General features: G+C 67.0%; 18 protein-coding genes. 9 read left to right on the forward strand and 9 right to left on the reverse strand.

Annotated features, from left to right (window positions below):
- Positions 1-247 precede the first annotated feature (247 nt).
- Together AB4Z47_RS21840 and ramB are read right to left on the reverse strand one after the other, a co-directional pair.
- Positions 248-370, reverse strand: a complete 123-nt coding sequence (locus AB4Z47_RS21840; RefSeq protein WP_441953165.1) for a hypothetical protein — start codon at positions 368-370, stop codon at positions 248-250.
- Positions 371-453: 83 nt separating this feature from the next.
- Positions 454-1,860, reverse strand: a complete 1,407-nt coding sequence (gene ramB, locus AB4Z47_RS21845) for an acetate metabolism transcriptional regulator RamB (RefSeq protein WP_441953166.1) — start codon at positions 1,858-1,860, stop codon at positions 454-456.
- Positions 1,861-1,953: 93 nt separating this feature from the next.
- On the opposite strand from ramB, the gene AB4Z47_RS21850 reads away from it, so the two are divergent.
- The 6 genes from AB4Z47_RS21850 (at position 1,954) to AB4Z47_RS21875 (ending at position 7,122) form a co-directional block, all read left to right on the forward strand.
- Entirely contained in the window at positions 1,954-3,465 is a 1,512-nt protein-coding gene (locus AB4Z47_RS21850; RefSeq protein ID WP_441953167.1) for an ATP-dependent DNA ligase, read from the forward strand.
- Positions 3,466-3,614: 149 nt separating this feature from the next.
- Positions 3,615-4,859, forward strand: a complete 1,245-nt coding sequence (locus AB4Z47_RS21855) for a lipase family protein (RefSeq protein WP_441953168.1) — start codon at positions 3,615-3,617, stop codon at positions 4,857-4,859.
- A 91-nt stretch (positions 4,860-4,950) separates the two neighbouring features.
- The gene (locus AB4Z47_RS21860; RefSeq protein WP_441953169.1) at positions 4,951-6,174 is read left to right on the forward strand and encodes an anion permease; all 1,224 of its coding nucleotides are present in this window, start codon (positions 4,951-4,953) and stop codon (positions 6,172-6,174) included.
- An 11-nt stretch (positions 6,175-6,185) separates the two neighbouring features.
- Positions 6,186-6,467 (forward strand): hypothetical protein, encoded by a 282-nt coding sequence (locus AB4Z47_RS21865; protein ID WP_441953170.1) that lies wholly within the window; start codon positions 6,186-6,188, stop codon positions 6,465-6,467.
- Between the two features lie 11 nt (positions 6,468-6,478).
- The gene (locus AB4Z47_RS21870; protein ID WP_441953171.1) at positions 6,479-6,814 is read left to right on the forward strand and encodes a DUF3349 domain-containing protein; all 336 of its coding nucleotides are present in this window, start codon (positions 6,479-6,481) and stop codon (positions 6,812-6,814) included.
- Between the two features lie 17 nt (positions 6,815-6,831).
- Positions 6,832-7,122: a DUF3349 domain-containing protein gene (locus tag AB4Z47_RS21875; RefSeq protein WP_441953172.1), complete on the forward strand. Its 291-nt coding sequence runs from the start codon at positions 6,832-6,834 to the stop codon at positions 7,120-7,122.
- Positions 7,123-7,184: 62 nt separating this feature from the next.
- On the opposite strand, the gene AB4Z47_RS21880 is transcribed toward AB4Z47_RS21875, so the two are convergent.
- Both AB4Z47_RS21880 and AB4Z47_RS21885 read right to left on the reverse strand, forming a co-directional pair.
- Positions 7,185-7,625, reverse strand: coding sequence for a DUF4254 domain-containing protein (locus tag AB4Z47_RS21880; protein ID WP_441953173.1), 441 nt, complete (start codon positions 7,623-7,625; stop codon positions 7,185-7,187).
- A gap of 52 nt (positions 7,626-7,677) precedes the next feature.
- Entirely contained in the window at positions 7,678-7,980 is a 303-nt protein-coding gene (locus AB4Z47_RS21885; protein WP_441953174.1) for a hypothetical protein, read from the reverse strand.
- A gap of 186 nt (positions 7,981-8,166) precedes the next feature.
- On the opposite strand from AB4Z47_RS21885, the gene AB4Z47_RS21890 reads away from it, so the two are divergent.
- Together AB4Z47_RS21890 and AB4Z47_RS21895 are read left to right on the forward strand one after the other, a co-directional pair.
- Entirely contained in the window at positions 8,167-9,027 is an 861-nt protein-coding gene (locus AB4Z47_RS21890; RefSeq protein WP_441953175.1) for a helix-turn-helix domain-containing protein, read from the forward strand.
- 10 nt (positions 9,028-9,037) lie between these two features.
- The gene (locus AB4Z47_RS21895; protein WP_441953176.1) at positions 9,038-9,253 is read left to right on the forward strand and encodes a DUF397 domain-containing protein; all 216 of its coding nucleotides are present in this window, start codon (positions 9,038-9,040) and stop codon (positions 9,251-9,253) included.
- 350 nt (positions 9,254-9,603) lie between these two features.
- Here the strand turns inward: AB4Z47_RS21895 and AB4Z47_RS21900 are convergent, their stop codons facing one another.
- From AB4Z47_RS21900 to AB4Z47_RS21920, 5 genes are read right to left on the reverse strand one after another with little or no spacing between them, the layout of a single operon-like run.
- On the reverse strand, positions 9,604-10,428 hold the full coding sequence (locus AB4Z47_RS21900; protein ID WP_441953177.1) for a class II fructose-bisphosphate aldolase: 825 nt from the start codon (positions 10,426-10,428) through the stop codon (positions 9,604-9,606).
- A 13-nt stretch (positions 10,429-10,441) separates the two neighbouring features.
- A complete protein-coding gene (locus AB4Z47_RS21905; protein WP_441953178.1) occupies positions 10,442-11,389 on the reverse strand; it encodes a 1-phosphofructokinase in 948 nt (315 codons plus the stop codon).
- Positions 11,386-12,537 (reverse strand): N-acetylglucosamine-6-phosphate deacetylase, encoded by a 1,152-nt coding sequence (locus AB4Z47_RS21910; RefSeq protein WP_441953179.1) that lies wholly within the window; start codon positions 12,535-12,537, stop codon positions 11,386-11,388. Before AB4Z47_RS21910 ends, AB4Z47_RS21905 begins: the two co-directional genes overlap by 4 nt.
- Positions 12,534-13,520, reverse strand: a complete 987-nt coding sequence (locus AB4Z47_RS21915) for an ROK family protein (protein WP_441953180.1) — start codon at positions 13,518-13,520, stop codon at positions 12,534-12,536. The genes AB4Z47_RS21910 and AB4Z47_RS21915 overlap by 4 nt, the downstream gene beginning before the upstream one ends.
- A 13-nt stretch (positions 13,521-13,533) precedes the next feature.
- Positions 13,534-14,445, reverse strand: a complete 912-nt coding sequence (locus AB4Z47_RS21920) for an SIS domain-containing protein (RefSeq protein ID WP_441953181.1) — start codon at positions 14,443-14,445, stop codon at positions 13,534-13,536.
- Positions 14,446-14,603: 158 nt separating this feature from the next.
- On the opposite strand from AB4Z47_RS21920, the gene AB4Z47_RS21925 reads away from it, so the two are divergent.
- Positions 14,604-15,854, forward strand: a complete 1,251-nt coding sequence (locus AB4Z47_RS21925) for an extracellular solute-binding protein (protein ID WP_441953182.1) — start codon at positions 14,604-14,606, stop codon at positions 15,852-15,854.
- Positions 15,855-15,870: the final 16 nt, after the last annotated feature.

Raw genomic sequence — 15,870 nt, forward strand, 5'->3', positions numbered from 1 at the left:
GTCGACGGTCGACGATCGACGGCACCTGGCAACCCCCCGCCTCGACGCCGGTGAGCTGACCTGCCGCCCAGTGATGCCGCCGCAGCTCAGGCGGCGGTATCACCGCCACGCACCGAGGCCACCGCAGAAACGCACTCATCCGCCGCATACCGCGCGATGCGATGGGTCAAAATGGTCCTTTCTGACCCAAACTCGATTCGGCGCACCGGAATCGCGAAACCGCAGCTCGCCGAAACCATGAATCGGGTCACAACCCGTGTGCGGTATCTACGGGACGAAACCAATCCAGCAGCACGGAGGCGGTGCTGCTGGCGATCGCGACATTCGAGTCGTCGGGGCCCAGCACGGCACACACCTGCGAATCGGTCACCAAACCGTCATCGTGCGCGAGTCCTTGTCTCGCAGGTCTCCGCCAAGCACATGACCCAGGCGCGGTGAGCGGGGGCGGTGCGACTACTTCAGCACATACGGGGAGACCGAGCTGCGGTGTTCGCTGATGTCGAGGACCTTGCCGAGGGGTGGGAAGGCGCGTTGGGGGCAGTTGGCGCGTTCACAGACGCGGCAGCCCGCGCCGATCGGCGTCGCTTGGACTTCGTCCAGATCGATGCCGTCGGCGTAGATCACGCGGCCTGCGTGTCGCAGTTCGCAACCGAGGCCGATCGCGAAGGTCTTGCTCGGCTGCCCGTAGTGGGTGGCGCGGCGCTCCACCGTGCGGGCCACCCACAGGTACTTGCGGCCGTCGGGCATCTGGGCGATCTGCGTCATGATCTTGCCGGGATAGGCGAACGTCTCGTAGACGTTCCACAGCGGGCAGGTGCCGCCGCTGGCGGAGAAGTGGAAACCGGTGGCGGACTGGCGCTTCGACATATTTCCCGCCCGGTCGACCCGGACGAAGGAGAACGGGACGCCGCGCAGTGCCGGCCGTTGCAGAGTGGACAGCCGGTGGCAGATGGTCTCGTAGCTCTGTGCGAAGAACGCCGACAGCCGCTCGATGTCGTAGCGGAAATCCTCGGCGACCTCGTGGAAATGCGTGTACGGCAGGACCATTGCCGCGGCGAAGTAGTTGGCAAGGCCGAGCATGGCCAGCTTGCGGGCGTCCTCGGACGCGAAATTGCCCTCCTCGACCAGCTTTTCGAGCAGCTCCCCGCACTCGAAGTAGGCCAGCTCGGCGGCCAGCTTGAAGGTGCGCTGTCCGCCGGAGAGGTGCGGTGCGATCTCGAGGTGCTGGGTCTGCGGGTCGTAGCGGTGCAGCACGCCCTCGCCGAGGTCGATGCGCTCGATGATCCGTACGTCGTGCGCGCGCAGCATCCTGGCGACTTCGCTGTTCACGTCACCGCCGTGGAAGCGGATGCGCGCGGTGAGTTCCTCCGCGGCCGTGTCCAATGCATGGATGTAGTTCTGCCGCTGGTAGAAGTAGTCGCGCACTTCCTCGTGCGGTTTGCTGATCGCGGCGGTGCCCGCGCCGTCTGCGAACCGGTCCTCGGTGGCGGCCGCGAGCTGGGCGGAGGTGTTGCGATAGCGGTTGTGCATGTTCACCAGCGCGCGGGCCATGCTCGGGTGCGCCGAGATCATGTCCGCGATCTCCTGGGTGTCGGCCTCGATGCCCAGCTCCTGATCCATCACGACCTCCTGGAGTTCGGCGATGAGCCGGGTGTCGTCCTGGGAGGAGAAAAACGTCGCGTCGACGCCGAACACCTCGCTGATCTTCAGCAGCACCGGTACGGTCAGCGGGCGCACGTCGTGTTCGATCTGGTTGAGATAGCTCGCCGAGATCTCCAGCTTCTGGGCGAGTGAGACCTGGCTCAGCCCACGTTCGGTCCGCAGCTGGCGTAGCCGCGCTCCGACGTAAGTTTTGGCCATGTGTCCAGTTTATGGGCGCTTTCGCAAACCTGCCAAGGGGAAATTAGCAGTCGGTCGGAGCGATATGTCACACCTCGGGGTTACCGTCGAGAGGTGTTGTTCTCGGATGTCGTGCAGGCCTCGGAGACCGTTCGAGCGACCAGGTCACGAAAGACGAAGATTGCCACGCTGGCACAACTGCTGACATCGGCCGCGCCGCACGAGTTGGCGCCGGTCGTCGCCTGGGTGTCCGGCGAACTGCCACAGGGGCGGATCGGGACGGGTTGGCGCACGCTCACGGCGATGGACGGCACACCGGCAATCGTTGCGACGCTGACGGTTTCGGCGGTGAACTCCGCGCTGAGCGATCTGGCCGAGACCGCGGGCCCTGGCTCGACTGCCCGCCGCAAGGAACTGCTTGCGGCGCTGTGGTCCACCGCGACCCATGACGAACAGGACTTTCTCCTGCGACTGCTGACCGGCGAGTTGCGCCAGGGCGCGCTCACGGCGCTCGTCGGCGAGGCGGTGGCCGCGGCCGCGGACGTGCCGCCGGATTCGGTGCGCAGGGCGTACATGCTTTCCGGTCGGCTGCCGGTCACCGCCGCGGCCGCACTCACCGGCGGAGCCGAGGCGCTGGCCGAGTTCCGTCTGGAGGTCGGCCGTCCGATCCAACCGATGCTCGCCGCACCGGGCGCGACGCTCGACGAGGCGCTTGCCGAGTTCGACGGCGAGGTAAGTGTCGAGCACAAAATGGATGGCGCCCGTATCCAGGTGCACCGGGAGGGCGATCAGGTCCGGGTCTTCACCAGGACGCTGCGTGACATCACCGCGGGGGTGCCGGAGCTGGTGGAGCTGGTCGCCGGGCTGGCCTGTACGAGCGTCGTGCTGGACGGGGAGACGCTCGCGCTCACCGACTCCGGGCGGCCGCGTCCATTCCAGGAGACCATGAGCCGCTTCGCCGAGGTGAGTTCCACGCGGGAGTTGCTGCTGCACCCGTACTTCTTCGACTGTCTGCACCTGGATGGCAGGGACCTGCTCGACGCCCCGCTGTCCGAACGGCGCGCCGCGCTCACGAAGGTGGCCGGGGCGTACAGCATTCCCGCGCTGATCCGGCCCGACGCCGAGGCGGCCGCCGAATACTTCGACGGTGTGCTCGCGGCCGGCCACGAGGGCGTCATGATCAAGTCGTTGACCGCACCGTACGCGGCGGGCAGGCGCGGGCGGGCCTGGCAGAAGATCAAGCCGACGCACACCCTCGACCTGATCGTGCTCGGCGCGGAGTGGGGCTACGGTCGCCGCACCGGCTACCTGTCGAATCTGCACCTCGGCGCGCGCGATCCGGAAACCGGCGATCCGGTGATGGTCGGCAAGACATTCAAGGGGTTGACCGACGCGCTATTGCACTGGCAGACAGCCGAATTCCCGCGGCACGAGCGGGCCCGTGACCGGTCCACCGTGTACCTGTGGCCGCAACTCGTTGTCGAGATCGCCCTCGACGGTGTCCAGGTCAGCCCGCGCTACCCCGGCGGCGTCGCCCTGCGCTTCGCCCGGGTGGTGCGCTATCGCCCGGACAAGGATCCCGTCGAGGCCGACACCATCGACACGGTGCGCGGACTGCTGCCTTGATCAGACCGTGATCTGACACCGTCGGCGTGTGACGCTGCGCTGAGGGTTGTGCCGCTGTCAGTATGGGCTCATCAGGGTGGCAGATGCTCGACACTGCAATGGTTCGGCAGGTTTTCTTGCATCGGGACAGGGGTCGGCAGGTGGGTGCGATGGTGCGTTTGCGGTACGTCGGAACGGTGTTGGCGCTGGTCGCTGCCTTGGCGGTGAGTGCAGCGGGGACGTCCGCGCGCGCGAATCCGATCGAGCAACTCCTCGCGCCGTCGCGTGAGTACGCCGGAGTTCTGCCTACGCCGCTGGGTGATCCGTTCTATACGCCGCCGCCGGACTTCGAGAACCAGCCGCTGGGAACGATTCTCGCGACCCGCCCGAGCGGCACGGGCCTGACCCTCTTTCCGCTGATCTCGACCGAACTGCTGATCCGATCCACCGACGCCAAGGGTCGGCCGGTGCCGGTGGTCGCGACGTTGCTCATGCCGACCGCGCCGTGGACCGGCCCCGGGCCGCGCCCGCTGCTGTCGTTCAACGCCGCGATCGACTCGCTCGGGCACAAATGTGCGCCGTCCTACGAGCTGAAATCCGCGCTGGAGAGCAAGTTGTGGGCCGCGCAGATTCCGCTGTCCAAGGGATATGCCGTAATCGTCCCCGACCACCAGGGGCCGCGGGAGGCGTACGGGGCCGGTCGGATGGCCGGTCACGCGGTGCTCGACGCGATCAGGGCCGTGGTCCGCACACCGGACTTCGGGTTGTCGCCCGACACGCCGACCGTGGTCACGGGTTACTCCGGTGGCGCGATCGCGACCGGATGGGCCGCGCAGTTGGCACCGGACTACGCGCCGGAGGTGAACCTCGTCGGCGCGGCGTTCGGGGGCGTGCCCGCCGACTTCGGCATGCTGCTGGCCGGCATGGACGGCCGCAACGCCGCCTCCGGAGTGTTTCTCGCCGCGACACTCGGGTTGGCCCGGGAGTATCCGGAAATGCTCGGTCTGATGAACGACAACGGCTGGCGCCTGGCCCAGATCGGCAAGGACATGTGCATGTCGGCGGAGGGGTTCGCCGGTGTCGTCGCGCCGATTCCGGTGCAGGCGCTCACCGATGTCGCCGCGCCCACCCAGCTGCCGATGGTCAAGGAGATTCTGGCCGACAATCGCATGGGCGCGACCGCGCCGAAGGTGCCGGTGTTCCTCTATCACGCCACACATGATCCGTGGGTGCCACTGGCCGGGACGGAGAATCTCTACGCGGACTGGTGCCGTGCTGGGGCGGAGGTGGACTTCGAGGTGTATTTGGGGGAGCACTTCATCGTCGGCCTCAGCGGGATCCCAGGTGCGAATGCGTGGATAGACGATCGATTCGCAGGTCGTCCGGTGACACCGGGATGCACGCGGCGCGGCTGAGAGGGGACACAATCCGCGCTATCCCGTCCTCGACGTTCGACTAACGGTAACCGCTTGGCGATGACGTTGGCGGGTGCCGCACACTGGAGGCGTGACCGTCGAATTACTGGTTCTCCTGATCGTCATCGTGACGGCACTCGCATTCGATTTCACCAACGGCTTCCATGACACCGCCAACGCCATGGCGACGTCGATCGCCACCGGTGCGCTCACGCCTCGCGTCGCGGTCGCGCTGTCGGCGGTGCTGAACCTGCTCGGCGCCTTCCTGTCGGTCGCCGTCGCCGCCACCGTGGCCAAGGGCATCGTTCGACTCGATGCCGTGTCCGGTCACGACCTGCTCGTCATCGTCTTCGCCGGCCTGGTCGGCGGTATCTTGTGGAATCTGCTCACCTGGCTGTTCGGCCTGCCGTCGAGTTCTTCGCACGCCCTGTTCGGCGGTCTGATCGGCGCGACGCTCGCCTCGCTGGGCTGGAGCGGCGTGATCTGGGCGTCCGGATCGGACGGGGTGGTCACCAAGATCATTCTTCCTGCGGTGCTCGCTCCGGTCGTGGCCGCGCTGGTCTCGGCGATCGGCACCTGGCTGGTCTACCGGATCACCAGGTCCTCCGCGGAGGACAAAGTTACCGAAGGCTTCCGTTGGGGCCAGATCGGCTCCGCCTCGCTGGTCTCGCTGGCGCACGGCACCAACGACGCGCAGAAGACGATGGGCGTGATATTCCTCGCCCTCGTCGCGCATGGGACGCTCACCAAGAACGACGAGCTGCCGTTGTGGGTGATGGCCGCGTGTGCCGTCGCCATCGCGGCGGGCACGTATCTCGGCGGCTGGCGGATCATCCGGACGCTGGGCAAGGGGCTCGTCGAGATCGACTCGCCGCAGGGGCTCGCGGCCGAATCCGCGTCCGCCGCGATCATTCTCACCTCCGCCCACTTCGGGCTGCCGCTGTCCACCACACAGACCGCGACCGGCTCGATCCTGGGTACCGGGCTAGGCAAGGGCGCCGAGGTGCGGTGGGGCGTGATGGGGCGGATGGTGGTCGCATGGTTGCTCACGCTGCCGCTGGCCGGTGTGGCCGGTGCGATCTGCTGGGCGGTCGCGCACTTCGTCGGTGGGCTGGCCGGCGTGCTCGTGGTGTTCGGCGTTCTGATCGCGCTGTCGACCCTGATGTATCTGCGGTCCCGGCGAAATCCGGTGCACACCGGCAACGTCAACGAGTGGCCGGGCGGCGCCACCGGCACGCCAGGAGTTACCCAGGACTCGGCAGACGGCGGGCAGACGACGGAATTCGGCTCGACGTCCCATTCGGCACAGGTCTAGGAGGTCCCGGCGTGCACACTCTCGTCACGAATCTGAACTCGCTGTGGAAGGTGATGTCGGCCGGGCTGCTGCTCGGGGCGGGGCTGCCGATGATCTTCGCGATCGGAGTGCGGTTCTGGTCGGCGTCGGAAATCGTCGAGGAGGGAGACGCGGTGCGGCGCAGCTACCCCGCGCTCGCGGTAGCGGTGGTGTGTCTCATGTTGGTCGTGGTGGCAATCCTCACCGGAATCCTCTACACCGCAAAAGCTTTCATCGCGGCAAGGTTCGGCATTCATCTGTTCGAACAGGCATGAGGGGCGTCAGAGTGACCGATCGAGCGAAACCCGCACAGCTACGGCCGCACCTGCTCGGCAAGATCGTGGGCTGGCTGCGCGCCGGCTATCCACAGGGGGTCCCGCGTTCGGACTATGTCGCCCTGCTCGCGGTGCTGCACCGCCACCTCACCGACTACGAGGTGGTCGCGATTGCCGAGGAGTTGGCGGCCTCGAATCCGGACGGCGAGATCACCCACGCCGAGATCGAGGAAGCGATCGTCCGGGTCGCGAAGGAGCAACCGGACGACCGCGACATCGCCCGCGTCGCCTCCCATCTGGCAGCGGGCGGCTGGCCACTGGCCGACCCCCCTGCCGATTCCGACTGAACGAAAAGCGTTCGCCGATGCCACCTTTCCTGAACGCCATCATCGACTGGCTGCGGGCCGGATATCCGGAGGGTGTCCCGGAATCCGACTACATCCCGCTGCTCGCCCTACTGCGCCGCCGACTCTCCGATGAGGAGGTAGCTCAGATCGCCGCCGAGCTGACCGGCTCCGGCGAACTGCCCATCGACAAGACCGACATCCAGGTGATGATCACGAAGCTGACCAACGACATGCCTTCCGAGGCAGATGTGACGCGCGTGCGCACTCGGCTGGAAACCCACGCCTGGCCGGACCCGTCCGAGGATTAGCTCAGGCGGAGAGTTCACCCGAGCTGTCAGCGGCGATGCTCTCGGCACGATTCGGTGGCGGTTCATCGTTGGTCGCGCGGGCCGCTGAGGTACGGGAGGCGGCGAAGGCCCGCCGAGACCTCGTAGGCGAGGTCTTCATAGCCGAGCGCGAGTTCGGCGAGACGCTCCCATGCGTCGTGGACGGCCCATTCCGGTGCGATGGGTAGGACTTCGTCGGCGCACGCGGAGAACTGGGCGAGACGGTCGATCACCATGCCGACGGTTTCAGTGTGCATGTGGGCGCCGCCGTGTGGAGGTGGCACCTCGGTGGCGACCCAGCGGTCGATGGCGAGAACGAGTCGGGCGCGGTGCTGATCGATGTCGGTCGCCTCGCCGTGCTCGGTGTGCAGCCGTTGCCGGTGCAATCCAGTGAGTAGGTGTGCGGATTCGAGGATCGGATGGTCGTGCCGGGGCACGACACGGCAGGCGTGTAAAACGAGTTCTTTGGTCGGCAGCGGTTCCACTGCGATAACCCCCTGGATCGAATGGTGTTGTGCGGTATGCGAGACGTAGAAATCAGCGGCGATGCCGCCCGCCAGGGCGCGGCAACCGGGGCCCACGTCGCGGCGGCCCGGTATCCCAAGGTGTCTCGATAACGACCAGACCGAGGGCTTCCAGCGCCGTGAGCCCCATCCGGCTCGCCAACTCCTCCATCAGCGAAACCGTTTCCGCCGCTTGGATCGCCGCCGTCGCCTGCTCCGTCGTCAACATCCGGCCGCGCAGATACGACACCACCCACGCATCCTCGCTGACCCGACGCGCCTGGTGCGGCGTGCGATCACTCACGATCCATGCCCGGTCGATGACGTGCACAGACATCAGAACCCCCTCGTTCCCGCGCATACGGGCCCGGAAAGCCCCCGCCTGCGATGCGCAACACAAAAAGATTAGGGACAGACCACCGATAGGTCAAGTTGACCTATCTATTGACAAACCTCGGTTGGATATGAATGCGGGTACGGTCGTCTCCACGAATTGCCGGAGCTGGAAGGACACGATCGGACGATGGCACCACTCTCGCCTACGGTCGCGCGCTGGGAGCTCATGCGGCGTATTCGACTCCGTCGCAACGAGTTCGATGTCAGCGCCTCGGTGGTGGCGAAAGAACTCGGCTTCACGCTGTCGTATTGGTCGAAGGTGGAGAAGGAACGCGTCCTGGCCGAGGACAAACTGAAGAAGCTGATGAGGTTGCTCGAATTCGAGCCTGCCGAGCGCGAGGAGATGCTGCGGCTGCGGGATATTGCGAAGCAGCGCGGGTGGTGGTCAGGATATGCGGGGCTGTTGTCCGATGAGGTGACACGCCTGTATGGGTTGGAGTATGGCGCGCAGCACATCCACACTTACGAAAGTGTGCTGGTCCCTGGGTTGCTGCAAACGCGGGACTACGCACAGGCACTATTCACCAACGACCTCGCTCGGGTTCGAAGGGTGGAGATCGACCGGTGGGTCGAGGTGCGTATGCGCCGCCAGGAAAGATTGACCGGACCCGATCCGCTTCGCCTGGTGGCGGTAATCGGTGAAGCCGCGCTTACCCAGCGCACCGGCGGTGTCGACGTGCTGCGAGGGCAGCTGCGCCATCTCGCGTCGCTGATCGAGCAGCGTCCCGACACCCTGGATATCAGGGTCATACCGTTCGAGGCGCCAGGCGGGGTTCTACTCGGCGGAGCCACCTTTCACGTGCTCGGCTTCGAGAGCACACTCCTACCGGACATCGCCTGGAGCGAGACTCTTGTCCACCTCGGGCTGATCGAGGACACCGAGCCGGTACGGCATCTCAGCACCATGTTCGACAGTGCGCTTGTCGATCACGCCATGTCCCGTGCCGATTCGCTCGCGTTGATCGAGACAAGAGCCGCCAGCTTGTAAACTCGACGATGTGGATAGCCCGGGTTTTCCTATGGAGGGCTGGTTCAAGTCGTCCTATTCCAGTGACAGTCAGGCGTGCGTCGAGGTTCGCTTCGACGGTGAGCGAGTCCTCGTCCGGGACAGCAAGTATCGAGGCGTGGTCGGTGCCCGACCGATCCTGTCGTTCGACCAGGCCGACTGGTCGAGCTTCACCTCCGCCATCCGCTCCGCTTCTGACCTGATTTGATCGGCCCACACCACTCGGTTCCCAGCTGACTCTCAGCTCGGTGGCAACGAGCACTCAGCTGGGCGCGCGAGAGTAGTCCTGTCGGTGCGACGCGATCGGCCCGACAGCTGTACCGGTGGACAACTGCCCTGTTCCACCACCCCGTCGGCCGGCGGCGCCGAACCCTCGCCCGCGCCGCCGGCCGCATCTCCTTCGAACGAGCGACACAGCATTGCACCAAAGGGGACTGTCTCCGGTTCCCCGTCGGACCCCGCGCATGGAGGCGGGGAAGCTCGTCAGAGCCATGGCAGCGCCGAGCGTGGCCGGAGAGTTGCCGTCCACGAAGACGTTCGGCCCTCGCACTGATGAGGTCATGCCAGCAGGTGGAGGAAGTGTTCGACTTCGGACTGGATGGCGGAGCGGGCGGGGACGAGGTATTTGCGGGGGTCGGCGAGGGTGGGGTTGGTGGTGAGGGTGGTGCGGATGGCGACGGTCATCTGGACGTTGAGGCGGGTGGCGATGTTGATTTTCGTCATGCCGTGGTCGACGGCGGCGCGCAGTCCATCGTCGGGGACGCCGGATGAGCCGTGCAGGACCAGGGGGACCGGGACTTTCGCGGCCAGGCGGGCGATCAGGTCGGTGTCGAGTTGCGCGGTGCGGCTGTGCATGGCGTGCGAGGATCCGACGGCTACCGCCAGCGCGTCGACGCCGGTGGCGGTCACGAATTCGACCGCCTCGTCGGGATCGGTACGGACGCCGGGGGTGTGGGCGCCGTCCTTGCCGCCGACTTCGCCGAGTTCGGCCTCGACGTGGACGCCGCGCTCATGGCACCAGCGGGTGATGGCGCCGGTGGCGGCGACGTTGTCCGGGTAGTCGAGGGTGGAGCCGTCGAACATGATCGAGCGGATACCGAGATCGACGGCGGCGCGAACCAGTTCGGGGTCGGTAGCGTGGTCGAGGTGGACGGCGACGGCGGCGCTGCTGTCGGCGGCGATCCGCAGACAAGCGAGTGCGAGCGGGGCGAGACTGCGGTGATAAAGCGCCGTATTCTCCGAAAGCTGCAATACCACTGGTCTTTTCGCCGATTCGGCGGCGGCTGTGATGGCCTCGGCATGCTCCAGGGTGATCACGTTGAACGCGCCGAGACCGCCGGGGCAGGCGGCGGTGATCAGGTCGGCAACCGAAGTCAGCGGCATTGCGGGCGTCTCCTCATGGCTGAGCGCGCGTCGGCAGGTCCAGGTGTTCGACGCGGACGGTCGGGGCGATTCGGGCGCGCAGACCGCGGTCGATTTCGCCGGCCACCGGGATGACGACGGAGGAGGCGGAGGTGGCTACCGCGTCGGTGAGGATGGCGGGCCAGTCCGGGGCGGTCTCGGTCGAAAGCGCGGCGATCACGGCGGCTGTTGCGGAATCACCTGCGCCGATGGGGTTTCCGGCGAGTGGTTCAGGAAGCACTGCCGACCACGCGCCATCGGCGGTAACCGTGACAATTCCTTCGGCACCACGTGTCGCGATGACCGCGCGCACCCCCCGATCGATGAGCGGATAGGCGGCGGTCACGACGTCGGCGGCGGTGTGCGGTTCGGCACCGGTCAGTCGGTGCAACTCTTCACCATTCGGCATGAGCACGATGCCTGGCACCTGGGCGGCCAAGCGCAATGCCTCGCCGTCGACATCGCAGATGGTCGGTACGTCGGCCGCGATCGCGGTCCGCGCGATCTCGGCGGGAAGCGAGGGATCGATGCCGACCGGCAGTGACCCGGAGATGACCAGCCCATCGATATCGGGTAGCAGACCCGCCACACGGACGGCCAATTGTTCGGCGGCATGCGGGTTGGAGACGCGGGCGCCCGGCTCCCACAGCGCGGTGGCGGTGCCGTCCTCGGACTCGCTGATCACCACGGTGCGGCGTACCCAGGGCAGTGCGTGCACGAAGTCGACCGGCATCTCCAGCTCGGCGACCGCCGCGAAGGCGTGATCGGAGAATCCGGTCGCCCTGGAGTATTTGCCGAGTTGATTCAGCACCCGGGTCACGTTGATGCCTTTTCCGCCGATGCGCTGCTCCGCCGAGCGGACCCGGTGGGCCTGCCCGCGTTCGAAGCGCTCGACCCGGTAGGTCATGTCGTACGCGGGATTCATTGTCACGGTGAGGATCACGACAACCACTGTCCTCGTCTGAGCACCCGGCGCAACTGGAGACTGTCATCGACTGTCAATATGTCGGCGAACTGCCCGGGCCGCAGGTCACCGACGTCGGTCAGCCCGAGCGCCGCGGCCGGGGTCGCCGTGGCCGCCAGCACCGCCTCCCGCAGCGGAACACCTGATTCGCGCACCGCTCTCGCCACGCACTGCAGCAGCGTGCTGACTCCGCCCGCGATCGAACCGTTGGCGATACGCGCGACCCCGTCGCGCACCGTGACGGGCTGTGTGCCGAGCCGGTACTCGCCGTCCTGGAGCCCCGTCGCCTGCATGGCGTCGGTGACGAGCGCGACCCGTCCCGGTGCGGCTGCGAACACCAGTGCGACGAATCCGGGATCGACGTGCACGCCGTCGCCGATCAACTCTACGGTCGCGTCCCCGGCCGCCGCGGCGACCAGACCTGCGGCGATCGGGCCGGGATCGCGATGGTGCAGTGGTGGCATCCCGTTCGCGAGATGGGTGACGATGCTTCCGAAGCCTTTGGGGCGCAATGCTTCCCGAAACGAAGCAAAGTCGGTGTCGCTGTGGCCCAGCGCGACCACGACGCCGATGTCGACCAGTCGCCGCGCGACGGCCGCGTAGCCGGGTAACTCCGGTGCGATCGTCTGCACGAGCAGATGCGCGCCACCGGCGGCCAGGAGTTGGTCGGTCAGCTCGGGATCGGGGTCGCGCAGAAATCGCGGATCCTGTGCCCCGCATCGGGCCTGGGACAAAAAGGGACCCTCGAGATGAATGCCGCCGAGTACCCCTTCCTCGGCCAATTTCCGCAGCACGGCGGTCTGCGCCACCATGTCGGCGCCGGCCGCGGTGACCACGCTCGCCACCACCGTGGTCGATCCGCTGACGTGATGGAACTCGGCCGCCGCCCGCGCCTGCGCGCCGTCCACGGTGTCGAACCGGTACCCGAATCCACCGTGGTTGTGCATGTCCACAAGCCCGGGCAGGATGATTCCGGAGATCGGCGGCTCGGGTGCGTCCAGGTGCCCGGCGCGCCACTGCGCGAACGGCTGCACGGCGGCGATCCGCGCTCCGGAAACCGAAACCACCCCGTCGTCCAAGCCCGCGCTCGCCGAAACGATGCGCCCCCGAATCGCCAGGTCGGTCATTCGAGTGCCCCCCGTCGGGCGAACAGCGCGGCGCCCGCAAGACCGGCGCGGACACCGAACTCGCCGAGTACGACTCGTGGTGCGGGGACCAGGCGCAGCCGGTCGACCAGTGCTCGGTGTAGCGGCTCGGTCAGGGCGGCGCCCGCTCCGGCGAGACCGCCGCCGAGGACGACCAATTCGGGGCAGGCCGCGTGCACCAAGCCGACCAGTCCGTCGGCGAGCGCGCCGACCGCGTCCTCGACTACCGCCGCCGCGTCGGGATCGGTGGTCGACAGAACGAAAACATCTGCGGCGCCGTCTATTTCGCGTCCGGTGCGGCGAGTGTAGGCGCGCGCCATGGCCGCTCCGGAAGCCACGGTCTCCACGCAACCGATATTGCCGCAGGGGCACGGTAATCCGCCCTCGCGTCGAACGGGCACATGGCCGTATTCGCCGACCTGTCCGTAACTGCTGCGTACTAGTCGTCCACCTGCGGAAAGCGTGCCGGAGATGCCGGTACCGAGGATGATCACGCACACGTTGTCGTGCCCGCGTCCCGCGCCGAACCGCCACTCGGCCCAACCCGCCACGGCGACATCGTGCTCGATGAGGACCGGGATCTTCCAGCGTCGGATGAAGCGGTCGCCGATACGCACGTCCCGCCAGCCGACATTGCTGCTGAACACTGCGATCGAGTTCGCGGTGTCGACGATGCCCGGCAGCACCACCGCCGCCCGGCCGACCCGGTGGCGCTGTTCGCCGGACAGTTCGGCGAGCAATCGGTCGCCGAGCTCGCCTATCGCGTCGAACGCGGCCTCGCCCTGCGGGGTGTCAAAAGTTCCTGTCGCGAGTACCGTGCCCGCGACGTCGGTGATCTCGCCTTTGATGGTGGTTCCGCCGACGTCCACTCCGAGCACGAGCGCGTCGTCGGACAACGCCACGGCCGGCCGCGGAGATGCCACCGCGGTGCGGCGTGGGGAGGCTGCGTCCGGTGCGGAGTTCACCACAAGACCCTGGTCACGGCTCGAGGACCACGGAGCGGTTCAGGTTGCGTGGGTGGTCGGGATCGAGTCCGAGATCCGCGGACCGCAGCACGCAGAGCCGGTGGACGCGCACCAGGTCGGCCATCGGGTCGATGTCGCGATATTCCAGGTGTGCGCCGGTGACGACGACGTCATCGGCGAAGTTCGGCTCCAGCGGTCCGAAGGCCCAGACCGCGCGACCCGGCGCGGAGATGCTGATCGGGCCGTGGCGGTATTCGGTCGCCAGGTACGCCTCGGTCCAGGACTGGCAGGATTCGCGCAGTTTGAGCGCCGCCTCGTCCGCGATGGCCGCTGCGAACCCCATGCCGACGAAGCTGATCTGCTCGGCCCCACGTACCTCGGCGAGCGATACCGCGGGGTCCTCCGCGAGCACCGCGCGGGCCTGCGTGATCACCGGATCCAGGTCGTCGCCCAGGTGTGCGCGCAGGATCGCCAGCGTGGTGGTCGCGAAGCGGGTCTGTACCACCGACTGTTCGTCGACCTCGTCGATGAGGATCGGATCGCCCAGCTCCAGCACCGGGGTGCCGGGGCTGGAGCAGATGACGGCACGGGGGATGTGTGCCGGAATATCCCGCATGGCACGCACCACTTCGGTCGTGGTGCCGGAACGGCAGATCACGAGATAGCGGTCGTAGTCGCGATCGCGTACCTCGCTCGCCGGCCAGGCGTCGGTGCGCCCGTGGCCTGCGCCTTCGCGCAGCGCGGAGATCGCGCGGGACATGAACAGTGAGGTTCCGCAGCCGATCACGGCCACGCGCTCGCCAGGTTGGGGCAGCACGGCTCGGTGGTCGGCGGCGACGGTCGTGGCGCGTGCCCAGTCGTCCGGCTGGGTGGCGACCTCGGTGGCCAGATGGGTCACGGGAGTGGATTCGGCGGAGAGCGGCACACGGACAGGATCTCCCTGGTGATCGTTCATGTCAAATTTACGATCAAATCAGTCACATGTGATCACCGCACGAGCTAGATTGAACCGCACGGACGGTATGTCCTCCCATCATCGGCGGTCCGCTGGCGCCGGGTGTGCAAATCTGAAAGGTTCTGCTCGTGAAAAGACCACTCCACCGCGTACTTGCCGGAGTCGCGATGGTCACCGGCCTTGCGCTGGCGCTGTCGTCCTGCGGTTTCGGTTCGAAAAATGCCGCAGACTCCGACACCACGATCAACTTCCTCGCTCCCGCCTACAGCGACGGCGCCACCGGTACCAAGGCCCTGTGGGACGGCATCATCGCCGGCTTCCAGCAGCAGAACCCGGGCCTCACCGTGAATCTGCAGATGGAGTCGTGGAACTCCATCAACGACGTGGTACGCACCAAGCTGCAGTCGAAGTCCACCACACCCGACATCCTCAATATCGACGCGTACGCCAGCTTCGCAAGCGACGGCATGCTGTATCCGGCTGCCGACATCGTGTCGGCACCGGTGCTGGCCGACATCCAGCCCGGATTCGCCGCCAATGCCTCGCTGAACGGAACGCAGTACGCGCTCCCGCTGTTCGCCTCGACTCGCACGCTGTTCTACAACACCGACCTGTTCGCCAAGGCGGGCGTCGCCGCGCCGCCGAAGACCTGGGCCGAGCTGACCGATGCGGCGAAGAAGATCCAGGCGCTCGGCGGCGGCGTGTCCGGGTATGGTCTGCCGCTCGGCAGCGAGGAGGCCCAGGGCGAGACCTCCATCTGGACCTTCGGTGCGGGCGGCTCCTGGTCCGACGGCGACCGGATCACCGTCGACACCCCGCAGAACCTGGAGGGCGTGCGGGCGATGCGTGAGCTGATCGACGCCGGCGCGACCCAGCCGAATCCGGGCGCGACCGACCGCAAGGACGTGATCAACGCCTTCATCCAGGGCAAAATCGGCATGATCGAGGGCCTGCCGCCGACCATCGGCCAGATCGCCGCGAAGAACCCGGGCCTGCAGTACGCGACCGCACCCTCGCCGACGAAGACAGGTGAGCCGGTCACTCTCGGCGTCGCCGATCACCTGATGGCCTTCGAGAAGGACGGCAAGAAGACCGAGTCGATCAAGAAGTTCCTCGACTACTTCTATTCCGCCGACGTGTACTCGAACTTCGTGCGACACGAGGGCTTCATTCCGATCACCAAGAGCGCTGCCGCCGAACTCGCCGACGACCCGGTCACCAAGGCGTTCGCCGGGACGCTGCCGGTGGCGCGGTTCTACCCGAGCAACAATGCGAAGTGGGCCGCGGCCCAGGGCGCCATCCGTCAGCAGATGGGCACCATCGGCCAGGGCGCGGACCCGGCCGAGGTGTTGCAGCGGATTCAGGAAGCCGTGAAGTAGCGTGCGGCGCAGAGGA

Source organism: Nocardia sp. 2TAF39 (genome assembly GCF_052114905.1).
Lineage (GTDB): Bacteria > Actinomycetota > Actinomycetes > Mycobacteriales > Mycobacteriaceae > Nocardia.

Bases quoted from the DNA above. Each gene is read 5' to 3' on its own strand.
- ramB (WP_441953166.1), bottom strand. From the start codon at position 1,860: ATGGCCAAAACTTACGTCGGAGCGCGGCTACGCCAGCTGCGGACCGAA.
- AB4Z47_RS21855 (WP_441953168.1), top strand. From the start codon at position 3,615: ATGGTGCGTTTGCGGTACGTCGGAACGGTGTTGGCGCTGGTCGCTGCC.
- AB4Z47_RS21875 (WP_441953172.1), top strand. From the start codon at position 6,832: ATGCCACCTTTCCTGAACGCCATCATCGACTGGCTGCGGGCCGGATAT.
- AB4Z47_RS21885 (WP_441953174.1), bottom strand. From the start codon at position 7,980: ATGTCTGTGCACGTCATCGACCGGGCATGGATCGTGAGTGATCGCACG.
- AB4Z47_RS21890 (WP_441953175.1), top strand. From the start codon at position 8,167: ATGGCACCACTCTCGCCTACGGTCGCGCGCTGGGAGCTCATGCGGCGT.
- AB4Z47_RS21900 (WP_441953177.1), bottom strand. From the start codon at position 10,428: ATGCCGCTGACTTCGGTTGCCGACCTGATCACCGCCGCCTGCCCCGGC.
- AB4Z47_RS21910 (WP_441953179.1), bottom strand. From the start codon at position 12,537: ATGACCGACCTGGCGATTCGGGGGCGCATCGTTTCGGCGAGCGCGGGC.